The sequence below is a fragment of the Pseudomonas sp. 382 genome (genome assembly GCF_002759075.1).
Lineage (GTDB): Bacteria > Pseudomonadota > Gammaproteobacteria > Pseudomonadales > Pseudomonadaceae > Aquipseudomonas > Aquipseudomonas vlassakiae.
Map to the genome: position 1 here is coordinate 335139 of NZ_PEMX01000001.1, position 18252 is coordinate 353390.

At 62.7% G+C, this 18252-nt stretch carries 22 protein-coding genes; 4 read left to right on the forward strand and 18 right to left on the reverse strand.

Annotation, left to right across the window (positions count from 1 at the left end; translation table 11 throughout):
- Window positions 1-17 precede the first annotated feature (17 nt).
- From CQW31_RS01710 to CQW31_RS01735, 6 genes are all read right to left on the reverse strand, one after another.
- Complete coding sequence (locus CQW31_RS01710) at window positions 18-677, reverse strand: carbonic anhydrase (RefSeq protein WP_099813558.1); 660 nt, start codon at window positions 675-677, stop codon at window positions 18-20.
- A gap of 340 nt (window positions 678-1017) precedes the next feature.
- Window positions 1018-1494 carry a nuclear transport factor 2 family protein gene (locus CQW31_RS01715; RefSeq protein ID WP_054887770.1) on the reverse strand — a complete coding sequence of 159 codons (477 nt, stop codon included), beginning with the start codon at window positions 1492-1494 and terminating at the stop codon, window positions 1018-1020.
- A gap of 53 nt (window positions 1495-1547) precedes the next feature.
- Window positions 1548-2114, reverse strand: coding sequence for a TetR/AcrR family transcriptional regulator (locus CQW31_RS01720; protein ID WP_218254704.1), 567 nt, complete (start codon window positions 2112-2114; stop codon window positions 1548-1550).
- Window positions 2115-2247: 133 nt separating this feature from the next.
- The gene (locus tag CQW31_RS31105; protein ID WP_158238170.1) at window positions 2248-2415 is read right to left on the reverse strand and encodes a hypothetical protein; all 168 of its coding nucleotides are present in this window, start codon (window positions 2413-2415) and stop codon (window positions 2248-2250) included.
- Between the two features lie 144 nt (window positions 2416-2559).
- Window positions 2560-3600 carry an ABC transporter substrate-binding protein gene (locus CQW31_RS01730; protein ID WP_212632611.1) on the reverse strand — a complete coding sequence of 347 codons (1041 nt, stop codon included), beginning with the start codon at window positions 3598-3600 and terminating at the stop codon, window positions 2560-2562.
- Between the two features lie 300 nt (window positions 3601-3900).
- Window positions 3901-5124: an amidohydrolase family protein gene (locus CQW31_RS01735; RefSeq protein ID WP_099813561.1), complete on the reverse strand. Its 1224-nt coding sequence runs from the start codon at window positions 5122-5124 to the stop codon at window positions 3901-3903.
- Between the two features lie 138 nt (window positions 5125-5262).
- Between CQW31_RS01735 and cynR the strand changes: the two genes are divergently transcribed.
- Window positions 5263-6150, forward strand: coding sequence for a transcriptional regulator CynR (gene cynR, locus CQW31_RS01740; protein ID WP_054887804.1), 888 nt, complete (start codon window positions 5263-5265; stop codon window positions 6148-6150).
- A gap of 31 nt (window positions 6151-6181) precedes the next feature.
- Here the strand turns inward: cynR and CQW31_RS01745 are convergent, their stop codons facing one another.
- The 8 genes from CQW31_RS01745 to CQW31_RS01780 all read right to left on the reverse strand — a co-directional run bounded on the left by CQW31_RS01745 (window position 6182) and on the right by CQW31_RS01780 (window position 13312).
- Window positions 6182-6667, reverse strand: coding sequence for a DUF2878 domain-containing protein (locus tag CQW31_RS01745; RefSeq protein ID WP_099813562.1), 486 nt, complete (start codon window positions 6665-6667; stop codon window positions 6182-6184).
- Between the two features lie 2 nt (window positions 6668-6669).
- Complete coding sequence (locus tag CQW31_RS01750) at window positions 6670-7929, reverse strand: cyclopropane-fatty-acyl-phospholipid synthase family protein (protein ID WP_054887765.1); 1260 nt, start codon at window positions 7927-7929, stop codon at window positions 6670-6672.
- Window positions 7904-8716, reverse strand: coding sequence for a DUF1365 domain-containing protein (locus CQW31_RS01755; protein WP_099813563.1), 813 nt, complete (start codon window positions 8714-8716; stop codon window positions 7904-7906). Before CQW31_RS01755 ends, CQW31_RS01750 begins: the two co-directional genes overlap by 26 nt.
- Window positions 8713-9960 carry an NAD(P)/FAD-dependent oxidoreductase gene (locus CQW31_RS01760; RefSeq protein ID WP_099813564.1) on the reverse strand — a complete coding sequence of 416 codons (1248 nt, stop codon included), beginning with the start codon at window positions 9958-9960 and terminating at the stop codon, window positions 8713-8715. The genes CQW31_RS01755 and CQW31_RS01760 overlap by 4 nt, the downstream gene beginning before the upstream one ends.
- 3 nt (window positions 9961-9963) lie before the next feature.
- Window positions 9964-10716: an SDR family oxidoreductase gene (locus tag CQW31_RS01765; RefSeq protein ID WP_054887763.1), complete on the reverse strand. Its 753-nt coding sequence runs from the start codon at window positions 10714-10716 to the stop codon at window positions 9964-9966.
- Window positions 10713-11135 (reverse strand): nuclear transport factor 2 family protein, encoded by a 423-nt coding sequence (locus tag CQW31_RS01770; RefSeq protein WP_099813565.1) that lies wholly within the window; start codon window positions 11133-11135, stop codon window positions 10713-10715. Before CQW31_RS01770 ends, CQW31_RS01765 begins: the two co-directional genes overlap by 4 nt.
- Before the next feature lie 217 nt (window positions 11136-11352).
- Window positions 11353-12360 carry a zinc-binding alcohol dehydrogenase family protein gene (locus tag CQW31_RS01775; protein WP_054887761.1) on the reverse strand — a complete coding sequence of 336 codons (1008 nt, stop codon included), beginning with the start codon at window positions 12358-12360 and terminating at the stop codon, window positions 11353-11355.
- A 154-nt stretch (window positions 12361-12514) separates the two neighbouring features.
- Window positions 12515-13312 (reverse strand): SDR family oxidoreductase, encoded by a 798-nt coding sequence (locus tag CQW31_RS01780; RefSeq protein WP_054887760.1) that lies wholly within the window; start codon window positions 13310-13312, stop codon window positions 12515-12517.
- 104 nt (window positions 13313-13416) lie between these two features.
- Between CQW31_RS01780 and CQW31_RS01785 the strand changes: the two genes are divergently transcribed.
- Window positions 13417-14370, forward strand: coding sequence for a GlxA family transcriptional regulator (locus CQW31_RS01785; RefSeq protein ID WP_054887759.1), 954 nt, complete (start codon window positions 13417-13419; stop codon window positions 14368-14370).
- Window positions 14371-14435: 65 nt separating this feature from the next.
- On the opposite strand, the gene CQW31_RS01790 is transcribed toward CQW31_RS01785, so the two are convergent.
- On the reverse strand, window positions 14436-14795 hold the full coding sequence (locus tag CQW31_RS01790; protein WP_099813566.1) for a hypothetical protein: 360 nt from the start codon (window positions 14793-14795) through the stop codon (window positions 14436-14438).
- An 88-nt stretch (window positions 14796-14883) separates the two neighbouring features.
- Complete coding sequence (locus CQW31_RS01795; protein WP_099813567.1) at window positions 14884-16008, reverse strand: mechanosensitive ion channel family protein; 1125 nt, start codon at window positions 16006-16008, stop codon at window positions 14884-14886.
- A gap of 220 nt (window positions 16009-16228) precedes the next feature.
- Between CQW31_RS01795 and CQW31_RS01800 the strand changes: the two genes are divergently transcribed.
- Window positions 16229-16525, forward strand: a complete 297-nt coding sequence (locus CQW31_RS01800; protein ID WP_054887756.1) for a hypothetical protein — start codon at window positions 16229-16231, stop codon at window positions 16523-16525.
- A 36-nt stretch (window positions 16526-16561) separates the two neighbouring features.
- On the opposite strand, the gene CQW31_RS01805 is transcribed toward CQW31_RS01800, so the two are convergent.
- A complete protein-coding gene (locus CQW31_RS01805) occupies window positions 16562-16807 on the reverse strand; it encodes a hypothetical protein (RefSeq protein WP_054887755.1) in 246 nt (81 codons plus the stop codon).
- Between the two features lie 104 nt (window positions 16808-16911).
- Window positions 16912-17376, reverse strand: a complete 465-nt coding sequence (locus CQW31_RS01810) for a hemerythrin domain-containing protein (RefSeq protein ID WP_054887754.1) — start codon at window positions 17374-17376, stop codon at window positions 16912-16914.
- A gap of 249 nt (window positions 17377-17625) precedes the next feature.
- Here CQW31_RS01810 and CQW31_RS01815 point away from each other — a divergent pair, with 249 nt between their 5' ends.
- Window positions 17626-17910 (forward strand): DUF6555 family protein, encoded by a 285-nt coding sequence (locus CQW31_RS01815; protein WP_099813568.1) that lies wholly within the window; start codon window positions 17626-17628, stop codon window positions 17908-17910.
- The last annotated feature ends 342 nt before the right edge of the window (window positions 17911-18252 follow it).

Here is an 18252-nt window from a genome sequence, read left to right on the forward strand (position 1 = left end):
AGGTGCAGGTACAGCTTTCAGGCGACGTGCCTGGCGTGCTGGGAAACGGCGTGGACTTCTGGGTTTTCCGCGAGAGACACGAAGGTGCCGGTGCGGCCATCAAAGGCGTCGATACGTCCGCTCTCGATGTCATAGATCCAGCCATGCAGGGTCACGCGGCCTTCTTCGAGCGCCAGGCGAACGGATGGGTGGGTCTGGATGTTGGCCAGTTGCGCGATGACGTTTTCGCGCACCATGGAGGCGACTTTCCTCGGCATGTCCGCGTGCTGGCGGGCCTCGTTGACTACCTTGGCCGAGTCGGCATAGCGCAACCATCCAGCCACTGCGGGCATGTGATCGAGGCACTTGCAGCTAGCAATGGCAGTCATCGCGCCGCAGTCGGAGTGGCCACAGATCACGATGTCTGCAACGTCTAGCCCGGCGACCGCGTATTCGACAGAGGCCGACACGCCACCTGGCTCTGGCCCATACGACGGCACGATGTTGCCGGCGTTGCGGATGACGAACAGATCACCTGGCTCGCGTTGGGTAACCAGTTCAGGCACCAGTCGGCTGTCCGAGCAGGAGATGAAGAGCGCCTTGGGTGCCTGTTGATTGGCCAGGTCCTTGAACAGTTTGACCCGCTCAGGGAAGGCGTTTTTTTGAAACTTCAGAAATCCGTCGATGATCGCTTTCATGGTTGCTGTCTCTGTGTCGCTGGGTGTGAGACAAAGATTAAGCAATGCATGAGATAAGGTAAAAGTCTCAATTATTATGAAATTGATCAGATTATCTTATGCGTGGAGCATGCTGGCTCGATGAACTGGGCCTGCGGATACGTCAGCGCAGGCGGATGCCCTCGGCAGGGTGGCCATGCCGAGCAGCGGGAGGAGGGGGACATGCAAAGAAAAGCCCCCATTGGCTGTTTGAGGGCCAATGGGGGCTTATGGATTCCGAAGGATCTGGAACGGGGATGATAAACGCCAGCTAAACAAACACCTGATCCTGCATCAAAAACAGGATCAGGTTTAGCATGAATTACAGGCCCAGTTCAGTCAGGCCTGGATGGTCATCCGGACGGCGCCCCAGTGGCCAGTGGAACTTACGCTCGCTTTCCTTGATGGGCATGTCGTTGATGCAGGCGAATCGGCGTTGCATCAGGCCGTCGGCTTCAAATTCCCAGTTTTCATTGCCGTAGGAACGGAACCAGTTACCCGAATCGTCGTGCCACTCATAGGCGTAGCGGACGGCGATGCGGTTGTCGGTGAAGGCCCAGAGCTCCTTGATCAGGCGGTAGTCCAGCTCCTTCTTCCACTTGCGAGTCAGGAACGCCTGAGCTTCTTCGCGATTGTTTGCAAATTCGGCTCGGTTACGCCATTGGGTGTTCAATGTATAAGCGAGCGCAATTTTTTCAGGGTTGCGAGTATTCCAACCGTCTTCAGCGAGTCGGACCTTTTCAATCGCCGACTCGCGAGTGAAAGGAGGAAGTGGCGGGCGAGCCTGTTCGTTGGACATGGTGGTGCCTCCAATCTATTGGATGAATCAGTCGAGTGGGTATTGCTGAGGTGTCAGGCGCTTATGCGCTGTTCTTGTTCAAGCAGTAACCTGGCGATTTCCCGTGCACTGTCGAGCGCCGTAAAATCACCCATCACGCGGGCGACGGTTATCGTGCCCTCTATCAGCACGAAGAGTTGCCTGGCCAACTTGACCGGATCCTTGACCTGCAACTGGCGGGTCAACTCCAGTGTGTAATCCAGAAGCTTTTGCTTATGCAGCCTTGCGATCTGCCGTATAGGGTCGTCTGCGTCGCCCACTTCTCCGGCGGTATTGATGAATGCGCAACCCCGAAAACCGTCAGACTCGAACCAACTTCCAAGCACATCAAAAATGCCGAGAATGCGCGCTTGCGGCGTTTGGGCTTTTTCGCACTCACTCCTGAACCACTGCATCCAGCGTACATCGCGTGCATTGAGTGCCGCTGCGGCGACATCGTCTTTGGTCGCAAAGTAGCGATAGATACTTTTACGGGCTACGCCTGAAGTCTTTACCAAAAGGTCCATGCCCGTGGCGTGGATCCCGTTTTCGTAAATCAGCTTCTCGGCGGTCGCGAGGATTTTTTCGCGTGTATCGGTCATTGGCTTGTTCATGTAGCCAGAGTAGAACGATCGTTCTCCCTGGTCAAGCAACTATTGATTTATTTCATTTGAGGGTTGCCAAGGAGTACTTGCCCGAGGCGCCGGCCCCGGCTTTCTCCAAGTCAGTATTGGCCTAGTCGCGGCACTCGTAGGTGATCTCGCCGACGCCGACGGTCTCGAGCATGACGCGATGACCATCCGGGACCTTGATTGCATCTGGCAGCGCAGGCTGAGCGTGGGCGGTTTGCAGTGCCGGGGCGAGGCGGCAAGCGAACAGGCAGGTGGGGACGTTGAAGTTCATGGGCATGCTCCTGATAGGTCATTGGACTGGGCGGTCACTGGCCGCCCATTAGCAATACCCACCAGCGGCCTGGCTGGATGCACAGGCTGTTGATCAGCCCCCCTCGATGCCGAGGAGCCGGCGGGGGCGCCGGCTCCGGTCAGTTCAACGAGCGGCCCAGGCGTTGAAGCGCTCCTCGAGCTCTTCGCCATGGTCGACCCAGAACTCGGCGTTTACCAGCTGCGCATCGGCCATGTTGCCCGGTGCGGTAGGCAGCTGTTGCTGGACGCCCTCAGGCAGCTGCGCCAGCGCTTGCGTGCGTACCGGGCCGTAGGGGATTTGCGTGGAGAAGGTCTTCTGCGGCCCGACCTGGCTGGCGAACCTGATGAATTGCTCCGCCAGGTCCTTGTTGGCAGTGCCGCGCACGATCGCCCAGTGATCAGGGTCGTACAGGCTGCCCGGCCACACGATGCGCAGCGGCGAGCCTTCCTTCTGCGCGGCAGCGATGCGCCCGTTGTAGGCGGCAGACATCACCACATCGCCTGCCACCAGCCACTGGGGTGGCTGCGCACCGGCTTCCCACCACTGGATGCTCTGCTTGATTTGGTCCAGCTTGTGGAACGCACGGTTGACGCCCTCGGGTGTACTCAGTACCTGGTACAGGTCTGCGCGGGAAACGCCATCGGCGAGCAGCGCGACTTCGAGGGTATACTTGGCGCCCTTGCGCAGGCCGCGCTTGCCGGGGAAGCGCGTGGTATCCCAGAAGTCTGCCCAGGAGGCGGGCCCGACGCTGAGCTTCTGTGGGTTGTAGGCCAGCACCATCGACCAGACATAGCTGGCTACGCCGCACTCGCTGACAGTCCCGGACAGGTAGCCGGACTGCTCGCCGAGAATGCCGGGGTCCATACGTTCGAACAGGCCCGCTTCGCAGCCGCGGATCAGCTCGGGGCTCTCGACCTCGACCACGTCCCAGGAAACATGGCCAACGTCCACCATGGCTTTGATCTTGGAAAGTTCGCCGTTGTACTCACCCGCCACCACCCTGGCAGCACCGCTCTTCTCGAACGGCTGGAAGTACGCTGACTGCTGGGCCGCCTTGGTGGCCCCGCCGAAGGAGATGATGGTGAGGCTGGCTTCATCGGCTACGGCGCACAGGCTGAAACCGGAAAGAAGTGCAAAGCTGAGCGATGCGGCGATGATACGCATGGAAAACTCCCTCATTGCTTGTGGTTGTGTTGTTTTGTCGAGGCAGTTGGGCCAGTCGGCCCGAGCCCACTGCGCAGCGGTGTGCGCAGTGGTTTTCTTGTTGTAGTGAGTGCGTATCGCAAGGCGCTGGGTGGAAATGACTGGAGCGGCGGTTGTCACTCACCCGGGGGATGGTGCGCCACAGCTGCGGCGGGGGAAATTAGTAAAAATATGCTCCAGTCATATGAAAATGCTCTGCAGGCCGCTGGCGCCGGGGTTACGCAGAAGCTCAGCCGAGCGATGCTCGGCCAGGGCGAGCGGCTAGAAAACCACCGAGCGCCGATGCTCCGTGGTCGCCACCACTTTGCCCCGCTTGAGCACCATCAGCCGCGCTGGCAGGTCGAGAATCACATCGCTGACCGCCTGGGTATCCATCAGCACCAGGTCGGCGTCCTTACCCACCGCCAGGCCATAGTGCTGCAAGCCCAGGGCCTTGGCCGGGCCGGTGGTGAGCATCGACAGCACCGTGGCCTGGTCGTCGGCACCGCCCAGGTGGCAGGCCGGCAGCGCCAGTTGTGCGATGTTCAGCAGGTCGCCGGTACCATACGGGGTGAACGCATTGCGAATGTTGTTGGTGGCCAGGCACACGTTCACGCCACCATCGCGCAACGCCCGCACCGGGGTCAGGCTACGCCGTACGTTGTAGCTGTCGCCTCGGGCTCCCAGGTGCAGGTCGGTGGCCGGCAGGCACATCACACTGATGTCGGCTTCGCGCAGCAGCCCGATGATACGCGCCTGCCGCTCGGGTTCGACCGCGGCCAGGCTGGTCAGGTGGCCAACGCAGACGCGGCCTTGGTAGCCCTCGGCGAGAGTGCGGCGGGCCACATGCTCGATGGTCATCTGCTCGGCGTCATCGGCGAAGTCCTGGTGCAAGTCGATGTCCTTGCCGTAGCGCTTGGCCAGGTCGAACACGAAGTCGATGTGATCGAAGGGCGACACGTCGTTGTAGGGAATGCCACCCACGACATCGGCGCCTTTCTCCATGGCCTCGACCATCATGGCCTGCATGCCTGGCAGTTTCAGGATGCCTTCCTGGGGGAAGGCAACCACCTGGATGTCGATGAACTGGCGAAACTTCTCACGCAGTTCCAGTACCACGTCGAGGCCGGTAAAGCCTTGCACCGGGTCGAACTCGGCGTGGGCGCGGACATGGGTGCTGCCTGCCTGAACGAGGGCGCGCAGCACCTGGGTCGAGCGCTCGAGGATGTCCTCGCGGGTGAGCGTCGGCTTGAGCGCGGCGGTGACCGCGATCGCTTCCTTCAGGGTGCCGGAGCGATTGGCCTTGCGCTGCATGACGTTGGCCTTTTCCAGGTGCAGGTGGCCTTCGACGAACCCCGGAATCAGTACGTTGCCGTTGCCCTCGATTTCCTGCGCCGCGCGTGCGGCAATCGCCGGTGCGATTTCGACGATCTTGCCGTTATGTACGGCCACGTCCTGCAGCGGCTGTGCGTCATCGATGCGCACGTTTCGAAAGATGATATCCATGGGGTGTTGCTCCTCATACCGGGTGAGGCCCGCCGCTCTCACGCGGCGAGCCGGTCGGGCAGAGGTTAGGGGACGTGTGGCATAAGGTAAAAGTCTGATTTATGATCGTGTCGATCAGATTGGATTATGTGAATGACCATGCTTGCCCGACACATCCAGTACTTCCTCGCCGTGGCGGCGCATCACAGCTTCACCAAGGCCGCCGCGGCCCTGCATGTCTCCCAGCCGGCGCTGTCGCAACAGGTCCGTCAGCTGGAAGAAAGCCTTGGCGCCCAGCTGTTCGATCGCTCGGGGCGCACCACGCGGCTGACCGATGCCGGGGAAGTCTACCTGGCCTATGCACGCCGTGCCGCGCAGGAGCTGGAGGAGGCCAGGCGCGCCATTCACGACGTCAGCGACCTCAGCCGCGGTTCGCTGCGGGTCGCGGTGACGCCGACATTCACCACCTACCTGGTCGGCCCCTTGGTCGAAGCCTTCCACACGCGTTATGGGAACATCACCCTGAACGTGCGCGAGATGTCCCAGGAGCGCATGGAGGCGCTGCTGCTCGCGGATGAGCTGGACGTGGGGATCGCCTTCGAGGGGGGCCAGGCCGAGGACATCGAGGCCAGCCCGCTGCTGGTCGAGACGCTGGCGCTGGTGGTCAACCGCCACCACCCCTTGGCCCGGGCAACGTCCATCGGGCTGGAGGCCTTGAGCGCAGAATCGCTGGTGCTGCTCAGCGGCGAGTTTGCCACCCGCGAACAGATCGACCGTTTTTGTCAGCAACATGGCATTCACCCGCAGGTGCGGATGGAGGCCAACACCATCAGCGCGGTGACCGAGATCGTGCGTCGCACGGCGCTGTCGACCCTGCTGCCTGCCACGGTCGCGCTGGCCCATGACGATCTGGCAGCCATTGCGCTCGACCCGGTCCGCCTGCAGCGCACGGCCGTGCTGATGCAGCGCAAGGGCGCCTACCAGAGCGCTGCGGCGCGGGTGTTCAGGGAGATGGCGACAGCTGTGGCTGCACGCCTGGCCAGCTGAAAGGATGCGGTCGAAGCGGGCGCTGTGCTGATCAGCCCCGTGCTGCGAACCGCAAGGCCAGCGGCAGCGCCAGTGCCCAGACCGGTGCCAGGAGCAGCGCGGTCTCCAGGCGCCCGAGTGGCAGCTCGATACCGGCCAGCCGGGCGCCGGCCAGATAGGCCAGCGGGCCACCGAACAGGCCCAGCAGCACCGCGCGCCACGCGGGCTGGCCAAGCCCTGCCAGGCTGTGGCGCATGCCACTGGCCAACACCAGCCACAGCAGTGCCAGCCACAGTGGCAGCGGCCACTGAGCGAAACTGAACACACCGAGCAGGCCCAGCGTGCTGTCTAGCAGGCAGCCGGCCAGCGCTACCCACAGCAGCACGCGCAGCTCTCCGCTTGGGCTCAGCCGCAGGTGCAGCAGCAGGCCGCTCACCACCATCAGTAACAGCCACGGCTTGTGCGCCCCCAGCACACACAGCCACCAGCCGGCTTGCAGCCACAACGCGTTGCCCAGCAACCAGACACGGCGGCCCATGTTCAGACATCCGGTAGCGGTGCCCGCCGCGCCTGGGGGCCGGCCCACAACAACTGGGCGACGCCGATGGTCCGTTCCTCGAAGCCGCCCTGGCAATAGCACAGGTAGAACTCCCACAGGCGCTGGAAGGTGTCGTCATAACCGAGCCTGGCCAGTTCCGTGCGTGAGTGGCGCAAGTTGTCGCGCCAATGGCGCAGGGTGCGCGCGTAGTCCAGGCCGAAATCTTCCATATGCACCAGGTTCAGCTCCGTCTGGCGGCTGGCGGTGTCGAGCAGGACGCTCAACGAAGGCAGGGCGCCGCCGGGGAAGATGTAGCGCTGGATGAAGTCCACCGAGCGGCGGGCCTGGGCGTAGCGTTGGTCGCGGATGGTGATGGCCTGCAGCAGCATCAGGCCGTCGTCCTTGAGCAGCGTGGCGCATTGTCGAAAATAGGTGGGCAGGTAGCGGTGGCCGACCGCCTCGATCATCTCGATGGACACCAGTTTGTCGAAGCGCCCGCGCAGGTCGCGGTAGTCTTCATGCAGCACGGTGATTTGCCGATCCAGGCCCAGCGCCTTGACCCGCTGCAGGGTGTGGGCGTATTGCGCGGCGGAGAGGGTTGTGGTGGTCACCCGGCAACCGTGCTGCAAGGCCGCGTGGATGGCCAGGCTGCCCCAGCCGCTGCCGATTTCCAGCAGATGCTCGCCGGGCTTGAGTTCGAGCTTCTGGCAGATCTGCCGGAGCTTGTTCGACTGCGCCTGTTCCAGGGTTTGTTCGGCGCTGTCGAACTGCGCAGCGGAATACATCATGGTCGGGTCGAGCAGCCGTTCGAACAGCGCATTGCCGAGGTCGTAGTGGGCCAGGATGTTGCGCCGCGCGCCGCGCCGGTTGTTGCGGTTGAAGTGGTGCAGCAGGCGCAGGGCCGGGCGGGCCAGGCGCGCCAGGCCGCCTTCCATGGCATCCAGCACTTCGAGGTTGGCGACGAACAGGCGAGTCACCGCGGCCAGGTCCGGGCTGCGCCAGTAGCCGTGGATGTAACCTTCGCCCGCGCCGATCGAGCCATTGCCGGCCACCAGGCCCCAGGCTGCGTCGTCGACAATCTCCACTTCCGCGTAGAGCGGGCTGGCGACGTCGCCGAAGGTCCATTGCCGGCCCTGGCTGATCAGGCGCAGATGGCCACGGCTCAGGTGGTGCAGCTGTGCCAGTACCGCACGCCTTGCCAGCCCGCCGAACAGCGGCGCGATGCTGGCTGATTTGCTAACGCTCAGGGTCGGGTCGGGCATGATCGGGGTCCTCGTGTATGGCTTGGCCAAGCGACAGGTCGTGCTGGCTGGCGGTGTGGTCGTAGACAGGGGAGCGTTTGAGCAGCAGGCGCAGGGCTTGCCAGTAGATACCGGTGACGGTGCGCAGGCTCATCCAGGGAAAGGCCAGGAGGTGCCGCTGCAGGCTGGCGCGGTCGAGCGGCTGGCGCTGCACAGCGAGGTCCGCGGCGAACACCAGCCGCCCGGCTTGCCAGTTTTCCATGTGCACACGCACGCGTTGCCCATCGACGGCGAAGCGCAGCCGATAGTCCATGTCCATGGGCATGAACGGCGAGACATGGAAGGCCTTGGCCACGGTAAATGGCCGGGCCAGGTCGCCCTGTACTGGCAGCACGTAGTGGAAGCGCTCGCGCCAGGGTGTGTTGCGTACCTCCAGCAGCACGCTGGTGACCTGCCCTTGGCGGTCGTGGCAGAAGTAGATGCTCACCGGGTTGAACGACAGCCCCCAGCAGCGCGGTTGCGTCAGCAGGTGCACGGCGCCTTCGGGCACTTGCCCGGTGGCCTGGCCGACCAGCAGGCGCACGGCCTCGCCCAAGGGCTTGCCCTGGCGAGTCAGCGCCGGCAGGTAGTCGGTTTCGCGCCAGCACAACGGCGCCAGGCGGGAGCGCCCGAGCCAACGGGACAGGCTCAGCAGGCGTGGCAGTTCGTCGAGGTCCAGGTAGAACAGGCCGATGCGATAGCGGAACGCGTGTGGCCTGGGCGTCAGGCGCCGGTGGCTGAGCCAGCCGTGGCACAGGCTGCTGTTCACAGCTGCTCTCCGAAGTGCCTGGCGACGTTCAGTGCACTGAGCACGCCGTCTTCATGAAAGCCGTTGGCCCAATAGGCGCCGCAGTAATAGCTGTGCAGCGGACCCTGCAGTTCGCCCTGGCGGGCCTGGGCGGCTACGGCAGCGAGGCTGTACTGGGGATGTGCGTACTCGAAGCGGGCGAGTATCTGTGCCGGGTCTATCAGCGCTGTCTGGTTGAGGCTGACGCAGAACGTCACCGGTGCATCGATGCCCTGCAGGATGTTCATGTCGTAGGTGAGTGCAGCGGGGGCCTCTTCGCTGCCACCCAGGCGGTAGTTCCAGCTGGCCCAGGCCCTGCGCCGGCGGGGCAGCAGGCGGGTGTCGGTGTGCAGCACCACGTCATTGCTGGCGTAGTGGATGGCACCCAGGATCTCCTGCTCCTGTTCGCTGGGGGCGTCCAGCAGCGCCAGCGCCTGGTCGCTGTGACAGGCGAAGACCACTTTGTCGAAGCGCCCGCTGCCAGTAGCCCAGGTCACGTTCACACCCTGGTCGTCGCGGCTTACCCGTTGCACCGGGCAGTTGAGGCGAATGTGCTCGGCAAAGGGTTGGCACAGTGGCGCCAGGTAGCTGCGTGAACCGCCCTCGATCACCCGCCATTGCGGGCGCTGGTTGACTGACAGCAGGCCGTGGTTACGGCAGAAGCGCACGAAGAACTGCAACGGGAAATGCAGCATGTCGGCCCGCGACATCGACCAGATGGCCGAGCCCATGGGCACGATGTAATGCTCGATGAAGCGCTGGCCGTAGCGGTTATCCCGCAAATAGCTGCCCAAGGTGGTCGCGCCATCGATGCGCTGCTGGTCCAGGTCGGCCAGGGCCTGGCGGTTGAAACGCAGGACATCGCGCAGCATGCCCCAGAAGCCGGGCGACAGCAGGTTGCGCCGTTGGGCGAACAGGCTGAGCAGGTCGTGCCCGTTGTACTCGAAGCCGCTAAGCGGGTCGTGCACCGAAAAGCTCATTTCGGTCACCCGCGAGCCGACGCCCAAGTGTTGCAGCAGGCGGATGAACTGCGGGTAGGTCCAGTCGTTGAAGACAATGAAGCCGGTGTCCACCGCATACTGCTGGCCGCGCCAATGCACATCGACGGTATGGGTGTGCCCGCCAACCCGGTCGGCCGCTTCGAAAACGGTGACGGCATGCCGGCGTGACAACAGGTGGGCGCAGGTGAGGCCAGCGATACCGCTGCCGATGATGGCGATGCGCATGGGTCAGTCCTCAGGTTGTCGGGCCAGGCGCTGGCCCAGCTTCAGGCGCCAGCGTGCCGGCAATGCGCCGAGCAGGCGCAGCAACAGGGTGAAGGTGGCGGGGAAGGTGATCTCCAGCGGGCGACGGGGCAGGCGCGCGACAATGTGCCTGGCGGCGCGCTCTGCACTCCACAGCTGGGGCATGGGGAAGTCGTTGCGGCGGGTCAGCGGGGTATCGACGAAGCCGGGGTTGACTAGGGTGACATCGATGTTCTCGCGGGACAGGTCCAGGCGCAGGGACTCGACCAGGTAGCGCAGCGCTGCCTTGGACGCCCCATAGGCACCGGCCCGTGGCAGGGCAAGCCAGCTGACCGAGCTGCCGATCACCACCAGATGCGGGCGCTGGCTGCGGCGCAGCAGGGGCAGCGCGGCCGCCAGGCAATGGCTGGTGCCGATCAGGTTGGTGCGCATGACCCGCTCGACCAGCGCCGGGTCGAATTGCCCAGGCTCGAGGTATTCGCAGGTGCCGGCATTGAGGATCACCAGGTCCAGCGAACCCCAGGCCTGCTCGATCTGTGCGGCGATACGTGCCACCTGCTCAGGCTGGTCGACATCGCCGACGGCCAACAGCACCTGGCCGGCAAACTGTGCGGCCAGGCCTGCCAACCTGTCAGCATGCCGCGCGCCAAGCGCTACCTGATGGCCTTGCTCCAGCAGGCGCTGCGCCAGTTCCGCGCCGATGCCGCTGCTGGCGCCGGTCAACCAGCAGCGGCTCATGCCAGCCTGCCCTTGAGCCAGCGAACCGCGCCGCCCAGGACCGGAACATGTTCATAGAGCAAGGCGCCAGCGTCGAAGTAGTCCTGATGAAAGTACACCCGCCCACGCCAGCGCAGGTGACTACAGCCTTGCAGGCTGATCGGCTGGCCGCCGGCCAGCCGCGGATGGCGGTAGTGCAAGACCCAGCGGATGTAGCCGTGCCCCGGCGCTGGCTCATCGAGCCCTTCGAAGCGGTAGCCGACCTCGGAGACATTGGCATAGAGCTGTGCGAAATAGCCACGCAAGGCCGAGAGCCCACTGATGTGATGCAGTGGATCACGGAAATCCACATCCTCGCTGTACAACTCGCCGAGCAGGTCGAGATTGTCTGGACCCAGCATGGCAAAGCGTTCGGTGAAATGTTGCAGGTAGTCGGACATGCGCAATACCTGTACAAAATAAAATTACTGTACAAGGTATAGTGCAAGCGCCTGGAAAAATCTATACATCCGAATATTTTTGTACAATTTTATCGCGCGCCTTCCATCGAGGCGCGGAGGCTCGCTGCTGCGCGACGCTTTCAGCTAACCGATCTCGCCTGTTGGAGGGCTGACCGCGCTCGCGACAGCCTCCACTTTTCGCTTTGTGCGTAGCGGGTCAGAAACCTTCCAGCACGATCTTCCCTTTGGCTTTACCGCTTTCGACCAGGCCATGGGCGCGCTTGAGGTTCTCGGCGCTGATCGTACCGAAATGTTCGCCAAGGGTGGTTTTGATCTCCCCCTGGTCAACCAGCTGCGCAACACGTTCGAGCAGCTGGTGCTGCTTGATCATGTCCTCGGTCTTGTACAGCGAACGCGTGAACATGAGCTCCCAGTGCAACGAAAGCGACTTGCGTTTGAGCGGCATCACATCCAGCTGTGCGGGGTCGTCGATCAGCGCGAGCTTGCCTTGGGGCCGCAGCACTTCGACCAACTGGGTAAGGTAAGTGTCGGTGTGCGTCAGGCTGACCACATAGTCGACCGGGTTGAGCTTGAGCGCTTCGAGCTGGAGCGGGATAGACTGGGTGTGGTCGATGACGTGATGGGCGCCCAGCTCGTTCACCCACGCTTGGGTTTCAGGCCGTGAGGCGGTGCCGATGACGGTCAGTTGCGTGAGCTTGCGGGCCAGCTGAACGAGGATCGAACCGACGCCACCAGCAGCTCCGATAACCAGCAGACGCTGGCCCTTGCCCGCGTTCTCTTCGATACCCAGGCGGTCGAACAGCAATTCCCATGCGGTGATGGAGGTCAGCGGCAAGGCAGCGGCGCTTGCGTTGTCCAGGCTGCGCGGTTTGTGCCCGACGATGCGCTCATCGACGACATGCAGCTCGCTGTAGCTGCCGGGGCGATCGATGGCGCCGGCATAGAACACCTCATCACCCGCTTGGAACAAGGTCACTTCAGCGCCGGTCGCGCGGACGACGCCAACCGCATCCCAGCCCAGAACTTGCGGCAGCTCACCGCCACGGCTTGCACGGATTTTCGTGTCGACAGGGTTTACGGCAATCGCCTTGACTTCCACCAGCAGATCCCTGGCGCCAGGCTTGGGTGCGGGGAGTTCCGCGTCGTAGAGCGATTGCGGGTCTTGGATAGGCAAACCGGGCTGGTTATAAACGACGGCTTTCATGGGCGCTACCTCCAGTGATGTGAAAAGTGCGTGCAGGCTATTGGTTTCGATTCATTCAAGACACAGCCTGAATGGAGTAAGACTTTATCGCTTGGGATGAAAATCGGGTGAAGCAGCCACGACCGCGCTGGCTCGCTTCACCCGGTGAACGGGATCACCTGGCGTTGTAGCGGGGAGCCAGCTGGTTATTGGACAGCTGACCGAGCAGGGCCTTGCGGCTGGCTTCATAGCGCTCGAACGGTTGTAGGTCATGCATCGACGGGATGGAAATCACCACATTGTCGTCGAAGTCCTGCAAGGCGCCGTCCACCAGGTCCTGGGCTGACATGACGATAGCAGGATCCAGGTTCTCGACCGGCAAACCGCCGATCTGCCAGAAGTCGGTCGCCGTGGCCCCGGGCAGGACTGCCTGGACCCTGATGCCCTGGTCCGCAAGCTCCTTGTGCAGCGACTGGGTAAAGGCGGTGACATAGGCCTTGCTGGCGCCGTACACGCCGTTGAGCAGCTCCGGCGCCAGGCTGACGATCGACGAGATGTTGATGACGGCGCCTTGCTTGCGCGCCACGAAGCCTGGGACGGCCGCATAGGTGAGGCGGGTGAGGGCGGTGACGTTGAGGCTGATCATTTCGGCCATGCGCTCGACATCACTTTCCAGCAGGCTGGTGTGAGTGCCGATGCCCGCGTTGTTCACCAACAGGCTGATGCTGGCGTCCTCACGCAGTTTGCGTTCCACCCTGGCCAGGTCATCGGCGTCGGCCAGGTCTGCCGGGAACACCTCCACGTTCTGCTGGGTTTGCGTGGTGAGCCGGCTGGCCAGCGTATTGAGGCGTTCGCGGTTCCGTGCGACCAGCACCAGGTCGTAACCTCGGCGTGCCAAACGTTCCGCGTAGATGGAACCAATGCCGGTGGAAGCGCCGGTGATGAGGGCGGTGCCTTTGAATGGCTGGGTCATGGTAGTGCTCCTGGTTGGGTGTAGCGCCATGATGGAGCAGGTCGCTTTTGTCTTGAACGACGTATATGGTACGGTTTCAGGACATTGAACAAGGAGCGCTAATCATGCACCGGGTCGGCTACCTCATCACCGAAGGTTTCCAGATCATGTCGCTGGCGACGCAGTCGGTATTCGAGTTCGCGAACATCGTCGCAGGCGAAGCGGTTTACAAGATCCAGAACTTTTCCATCGAGGGTGGCACGGTGCGCTCTTCGCTAGGGATGTACATGGACACGCTACCGCTGGGCGCGCCTGGTCTGGCCGACACCTGGATGATCACCGGGACCTTGACCCCGCTGACGCCGCCGAGCGAGCAAGTGCTGGCCAGCGTGCGAGGCTTCGTCGACGGCGCTCGTCGTACCGCAGGCCTGTGTACCGGTTGTTTCATCCTGGCCCAGGCGGGCGTGCTGGATAACCGGCGAGCCACGACGCACTGGGCCTATGCGAAAAAGTTGCGTGAGCTGCATCCGAAAATCGAGGTGGAAGATGATCGGATCTTTATCGTCGATGGGCAGATCTGGACCTCGGCTGGCATGACCGCCGCCCTGGATATGGCGCTTGGCATGGTGGAAAAGGACCTGGGAACCGACATGGCCAGGTCAGTGGCACGCAAGCTGGTGATGCATCAACGCCGCTCGGGTGGGCAATCGCAACATTCCGAGCTGCTGACCCTTTCGCCCAAGTCGGATCGGATCCAGAGCGCACTGGATTATGCGCGCAAGCACCTGAGTCGGCCGTTGAGTGTCGAGGAACTCGCCGAAGCTGTGCATTTGAGCCCCCGGCAGTTCACCCGGGTATTCACCGCCGAGACCGGACAGTCACCGGCCAAGGCGGTGGAGAGCTTGCGGCTTGAAGCGGCCAGGCTGCTGATCGAGCAGAGCAGGCACAGCCTGGACGTGGTGGCGAAGGAAGCCGGCTTCAGGGATCGGCGGCACATGCGTGAGGCCTTCATGCGCGGCTATGGCGTCCCCCCGCAAGCTGTGCGCAGGGACGCCAGGCGGGTGGTGACTGCGTCATGAGCGGCATGGGTTCAGCGGGCTAACGGGCGCCTGCCGCTCGCTAGCCCGGCTTGTTGAGACTGCCATCAACCGCCGGAGCTACCGCCACCTGATGCACCACCTGAGCCGCCAGCGCCCGAGCCGCCACTGCCGTTGCCACCGCCGGTACCGTTGCCGGTACCGCTACCGGTACCTGAGCTGTTGGTAGTGCCGTCACCTCCGGTATTGTCCGTGCCATTGCTATCGGTACCCCCAGAGCCGGTACCCATGCCATCCCCAGGCGTTCCGGAGCCGGTAGCCCCGCCGTTGCCATTCATGTGGCCGCTGTCCTGGGTCTGCGTACCTGGGGCGCGTTGGTCGTTCAGGTCAGTCGCCGCCAGTACCAGCGGGGCGCTGGCGCCAAGACACAGCGCCAGTAACAACGAATGAGGCTTGATGATCTTCATGGTCTGTCTCCATTAAGGGGTTTACCTTTGGTTGGGCCTGCCCGTGGGGCAACCTGTGCGATGGCGCCGACGAGCGGAGGCCATGGAGTCAGGCCCCTCTGATACCGAGGCTGTCGCGCCCCTGGCCCTGCACGTCGGCCTCGTGTGGCAATGCGGTGACCTTGATTGCGCGCACCGGTACTGCGAACTTGGCGCCGATTTTCGAGAAGCGTTCGAGCAGCCTGAAGTTGATTGCCTGCTGGATGTCCATGTACAGGTTGTAGCCAGGGTCCTTGACGATGTACACGCATTCGAATTCCAGCGCCTCCTTGCCGAAGCCGCGCAGGTGGGCGCGGTCGAAACGCACCTGTTCCTGGCCCTTGATGGCCTCTTCGACAATACCCGGCGCTTTCTTCACCGCCTCGGTGGGCGTGTCGTAGGACAGGCCGAACTCGAAGACGATGCGTCGCTCCTGCAGACGCTTGTAGTTCTGGATGGTGCTGCTGATCATGCTGGCGTTGGCCATGACGATCTGCTCGCCGCCGAGGCTGCGGATGCGTGTGGTCTTCAGGCCGACGTGTTCGACGCTCCCGGCCAGCGGCCCGATGACGATGAAGTCGCCGACCTCGAAGGGCTTGTCCACGGCGATCGACAACGAAGCGAACAGGTCGCCGAGGATGTTCTGCACGGCAAGCGCCACCGCGATGCCTCCCACGCCCAGGCTGGCGACGAACGCGGTGATGTTCACCCCCAGGTTGGACAGCATTGCCAGCAGCACCACCGACCACAGCAGCACCCGCGCGCCCCAGGCTGACAGCGTGGCCAGTGCGCTGCCCTGGTTCAGGCCAGCGGCGCGGTGGCGGGCGAAGTAGTGGCCCAGGCCCAGGCCGATGGCGCGGTTGGCCCAAAGGCCGATCTGCAATGCAGCGACCACGAACCACAGGCTGCCGACCCGGGTCAGCCAGCGCTCGGGCAGGTCGAGCATGCCCAGGCCCACCAGCAGCGAGGCCAGGAACAGGAGGAGATTGCTGGTGCCTGACAGCACCTTGGCCAGCACCTGGCTCAACGCGCCGTCATGCTCGGACCAGCGCCTCACCCGGTGCAGCAAAAAACTGATCGCAGCGCGGGAGACCAGGAAGGTCAGGGCGGCCACGGTCAGTGCCAGCAGCAGGTTGAGGATGGAGATACCAAATACGGTGGTATCGGTGAAAAAGGCGATGATGCGTTCGTTCATGTGAGCCTCACCTCTGGTTTGCCCGATTGATTAGCCAAGGTTCTCTTGTTGGGACGCCCAACAGGCCCCACAGGTCGATTGGATTTCTCGGTTTCGGCAAATTCCAGGCGTCGTGGCTGCAAACAGTGCATCTGGCCGGCCGTCCGACACTGGCATTTGATTTGGAGTGTTGGGCCACAGCAGGCGATCTACCGCTGACAACCGTGCAGAGGACAAGCAGATGAAAAGACGAGGCGAAACCTATCGGCAGTGGTGCGACCCGATCTTGCACCACCAAACCCATGAGGAAGCACTCGACAACGGGGTCTGCCTTGAGGTGCAGTCGCGTTTGTCACGGACAGGCGCTACCCAGCTGTTCATCGGCGTCTATCGGGCAGACGGCTCGATGCTGTGTGAACGGGTCTATCATCAGCGCCCCGGCGAAACCATGAGCCGGGCACTGGTATGGGGCGTTGGCTATGCGCGGCGTTTAGCCAGCGAGGGCGAGGTAGCAAGTGTCGAAGCAGCAGGGCCGTAAGCGTGTGGCTGAATGCCCGGCGATGGGGCTGGGCGTTCAGCCCGTTTGCATCGCCGTGTTCTTTTTCCAACCCCGCAGGTTCATCACGCACAGGCAGACCTGAAGGATGATCAACGCCCAGGCCTGTGCCTGCCAGCCCCACACCCCCCACAGCACGTTGCTGGCAATGAAGCAGCAGAACCCGAGCTTGCGTCGGCCTGGGCGCCGTGAGCCGATGCACCAGGCAGCCAGTACGGTGAGGGCCATGGCGGGCCATTCGAGAAAGTCGATCCAGTCATTCATCCTGCGACATCCGAGCGATTGCGTTTCGATGTAAATTGCCCAGCGCCGATTGCCCACCCGGTAAGCCTGGGCCAGCGCGCCCGGAGGGGCGCGCTAGGGGTTGGTCAGGCGGCGCGCTGTTCACCCTTGAGCAGTTTCTTTTGGGCTTCCATGGCCTGGCCCATGTCCTCCAGTTGCTGCTTGCCCAGCAGCTTGCGAGCGGTGGGGAACAACTCGCTCTCTTCTTCCTCGATATGGTGTTCCAGCAGCTCTTTCATCACTTTGACCCGGCCGGCGAATTCCACGCTTCCGGTCTCGGTCTCCAGCAGGTCGGGCAGGACCAGCGAGTCGACCGTGCGGTGTTCCTCCTTGGCCTCGTAGTACATCTTTGCCTCTTCCTTGCCGCCAGCCTGCTTGATCGCCGGGTACAGGATCTCTTCTTCCAGGGCTGTATGGATGGTGACTTCCTGCTTGATGCGTTCCAGCAGCTCGGCGCGTTTCTTCACTGCACGTTCGGTGGTCGAGGACAGTTCCTCGAGCAGTTTCTTCACCAGTTGATGGTCCTGGATCAGCAGTTCGATTGCATTCATGGGGCACCTCTTCAGGGGCTGGGAAAAATCACGGTTGCCTTCGATGGAGTGGGCCACAAGCGGCGGGGTTCAATGCAATTGATCAGCGCACTGGCGGGACGGAGAGTCCAGGCCACTTCGATCCGGGGTGTGACGCGCTCGGCAAGTATCGGACGCTGGGTAATATGCGACGTATCCGGTCGTGCAGTTTCACTGAATCTTTTCTTGCACGCGCTGCTCCTAGATCGTGAATCGTAATAGGAGAGTCCGATGGCAGGTCAGCAACTTTTCGTGATCGAGTATGCGCTCAGGAGTGAATACCGCACATTCATCATCCGGCTGGACAAGATGGACAACGCCGAAGCGTGGCATTGGGCGAGCTGTGATGCCGGGGTCGGCATCATTCCTCGTTTTGGCCAGCACAAGATCAAGAAGGTCAGCCGGCCCATGGCAGAGCGCTATGGCATTTGCGATGTGAAATGGCGAGCTGCCGGGGAAGGCCCGGAGTTTGTTGCTCCGCCAGTGGACGTCAAGAAGTTCTCAACCCACTCTTGACTGATCGTTGCAGTGGCCAGGACCGATCCGTCGCCCTGGCCAATATTCGTCATTGACCCAGCGCCGCTCGTCTTCACGCCGTTATTGGCATGGAATTCTCATAGATTTTTACAGATCAAAATTATTTCCAACCACAATAAACACGGGGGCTTCATGAGCTGCCTTATCTGCGCAGGAAGTGCGGTGTCTGTCCAATGTACGGTCGGCTGGGAAGAGCGAAACTGCCCACGCTGTGGGTGTTACCGAATGTCCCAGGCGCTGATTGCCTCGATGATGGAGGAGGGCCAGATCTTCGATGCAGAAAAAATGAGGCTCTGGCTTGGCACGTGTCGTAATGTCGCA

Excerpts from the sequence above, each read along its gene's own strand:
- CQW31_RS01795 (WP_099813567.1), bottom strand. The coding sequence starts at position 16,008 with ATGAACGAACGCATCATCGCCTTTTTCACCGATACCACCGTATTTGGT.
- CQW31_RS01790 (WP_099813566.1), bottom strand. The coding sequence starts at position 14,795 with ATGAAGATCATCAAGCCTCATTCGTTGTTACTGGCGCTGTGTCTTGGC.
- CQW31_RS31105 (WP_158238170.1), bottom strand. The coding sequence starts at position 2,415 with ATGAACTTCAACGTCCCCACCTGCCTGTTCGCTTGCCGCCTCGCCCCG.
- CQW31_RS01730 (WP_212632611.1), bottom strand. The coding sequence starts at position 3,600 with ATGCGTATCATCGCCGCATCGCTCAGCTTTGCACTTCTTTCCGGTTTC.
- CQW31_RS01720 (WP_218254704.1), bottom strand. The coding sequence starts at position 2,114 with ATGACCGATACACGCGAAAAAATCCTCGCGACCGCCGAGAAGCTGATT.
- CQW31_RS01735 (WP_099813561.1), bottom strand. The coding sequence starts at position 5,124 with ATGGATATCATCTTTCGAAACGTGCGCATCGATGACGCACAGCCGCTG.
- CQW31_RS01745 (WP_099813562.1), bottom strand. The coding sequence starts at position 6,667 with ATGGGCCGCCGTGTCTGGTTGCTGGGCAACGCGTTGTGGCTGCAAGCC.
- CQW31_RS01785 (WP_054887759.1), top strand. The coding sequence starts at position 13,417 with ATGCACCGGGTCGGCTACCTCATCACCGAAGGTTTCCAGATCATGTCG.
- CQW31_RS01710 (WP_099813558.1), bottom strand. The coding sequence starts at position 677 with ATGAAAGCGATCATCGACGGATTTCTGAAGTTTCAAAAAAACGCCTTC.
- CQW31_RS01715 (WP_054887770.1), bottom strand. The coding sequence starts at position 1,494 with ATGTCCAACGAACAGGCTCGCCCGCCACTTCCTCCTTTCACTCGCGAG.
- CQW31_RS01770 (WP_099813565.1), bottom strand. The coding sequence starts at position 11,135 with ATGTCCGACTACCTGCAACATTTCACCGAACGCTTTGCCATGCTGGGT.
- CQW31_RS01810 (WP_054887754.1), bottom strand. The coding sequence starts at position 17,376 with ATGAATGCAATCGAACTGCTGATCCAGGACCATCAACTGGTGAAGAAA.
- CQW31_RS01805 (WP_054887755.1), bottom strand. The coding sequence starts at position 16,807 with ATGAATGACTGGATCGACTTTCTCGAATGGCCCGCCATGGCCCTCACC.
- CQW31_RS01780 (WP_054887760.1), bottom strand. The coding sequence starts at position 13,312 with ATGACCCAGCCATTCAAAGGCACCGCCCTCATCACCGGCGCTTCCACC.
- CQW31_RS01800 (WP_054887756.1), top strand. The coding sequence starts at position 16,229 with ATGAAAAGACGAGGCGAAACCTATCGGCAGTGGTGCGACCCGATCTTG.
- CQW31_RS01750 (WP_054887765.1), bottom strand. The coding sequence starts at position 7,929 with ATGCCCGACCCGACCCTGAGCGTTAGCAAATCAGCCAGCATCGCGCCG.
- CQW31_RS01815 (WP_099813568.1), top strand. The coding sequence starts at position 17,626 with ATGGCAGGTCAGCAACTTTTCGTGATCGAGTATGCGCTCAGGAGTGAA.
- cynR (WP_054887804.1), top strand. The coding sequence starts at position 5,263 with ATGCTTGCCCGACACATCCAGTACTTCCTCGCCGTGGCGGCGCATCAC.
- CQW31_RS01765 (WP_054887763.1), bottom strand. The coding sequence starts at position 10,716 with ATGAGCCGCTGCTGGTTGACCGGCGCCAGCAGCGGCATCGGCGCGGAA.
- CQW31_RS01775 (WP_054887761.1), bottom strand. The coding sequence starts at position 12,360 with ATGAAAGCCGTCGTTTATAACCAGCCCGGTTTGCCTATCCAAGACCCG.
- CQW31_RS01760 (WP_099813564.1), bottom strand. The coding sequence starts at position 9,960 with ATGCGCATCGCCATCATCGGCAGCGGTATCGCTGGCCTCACCTGCGCC.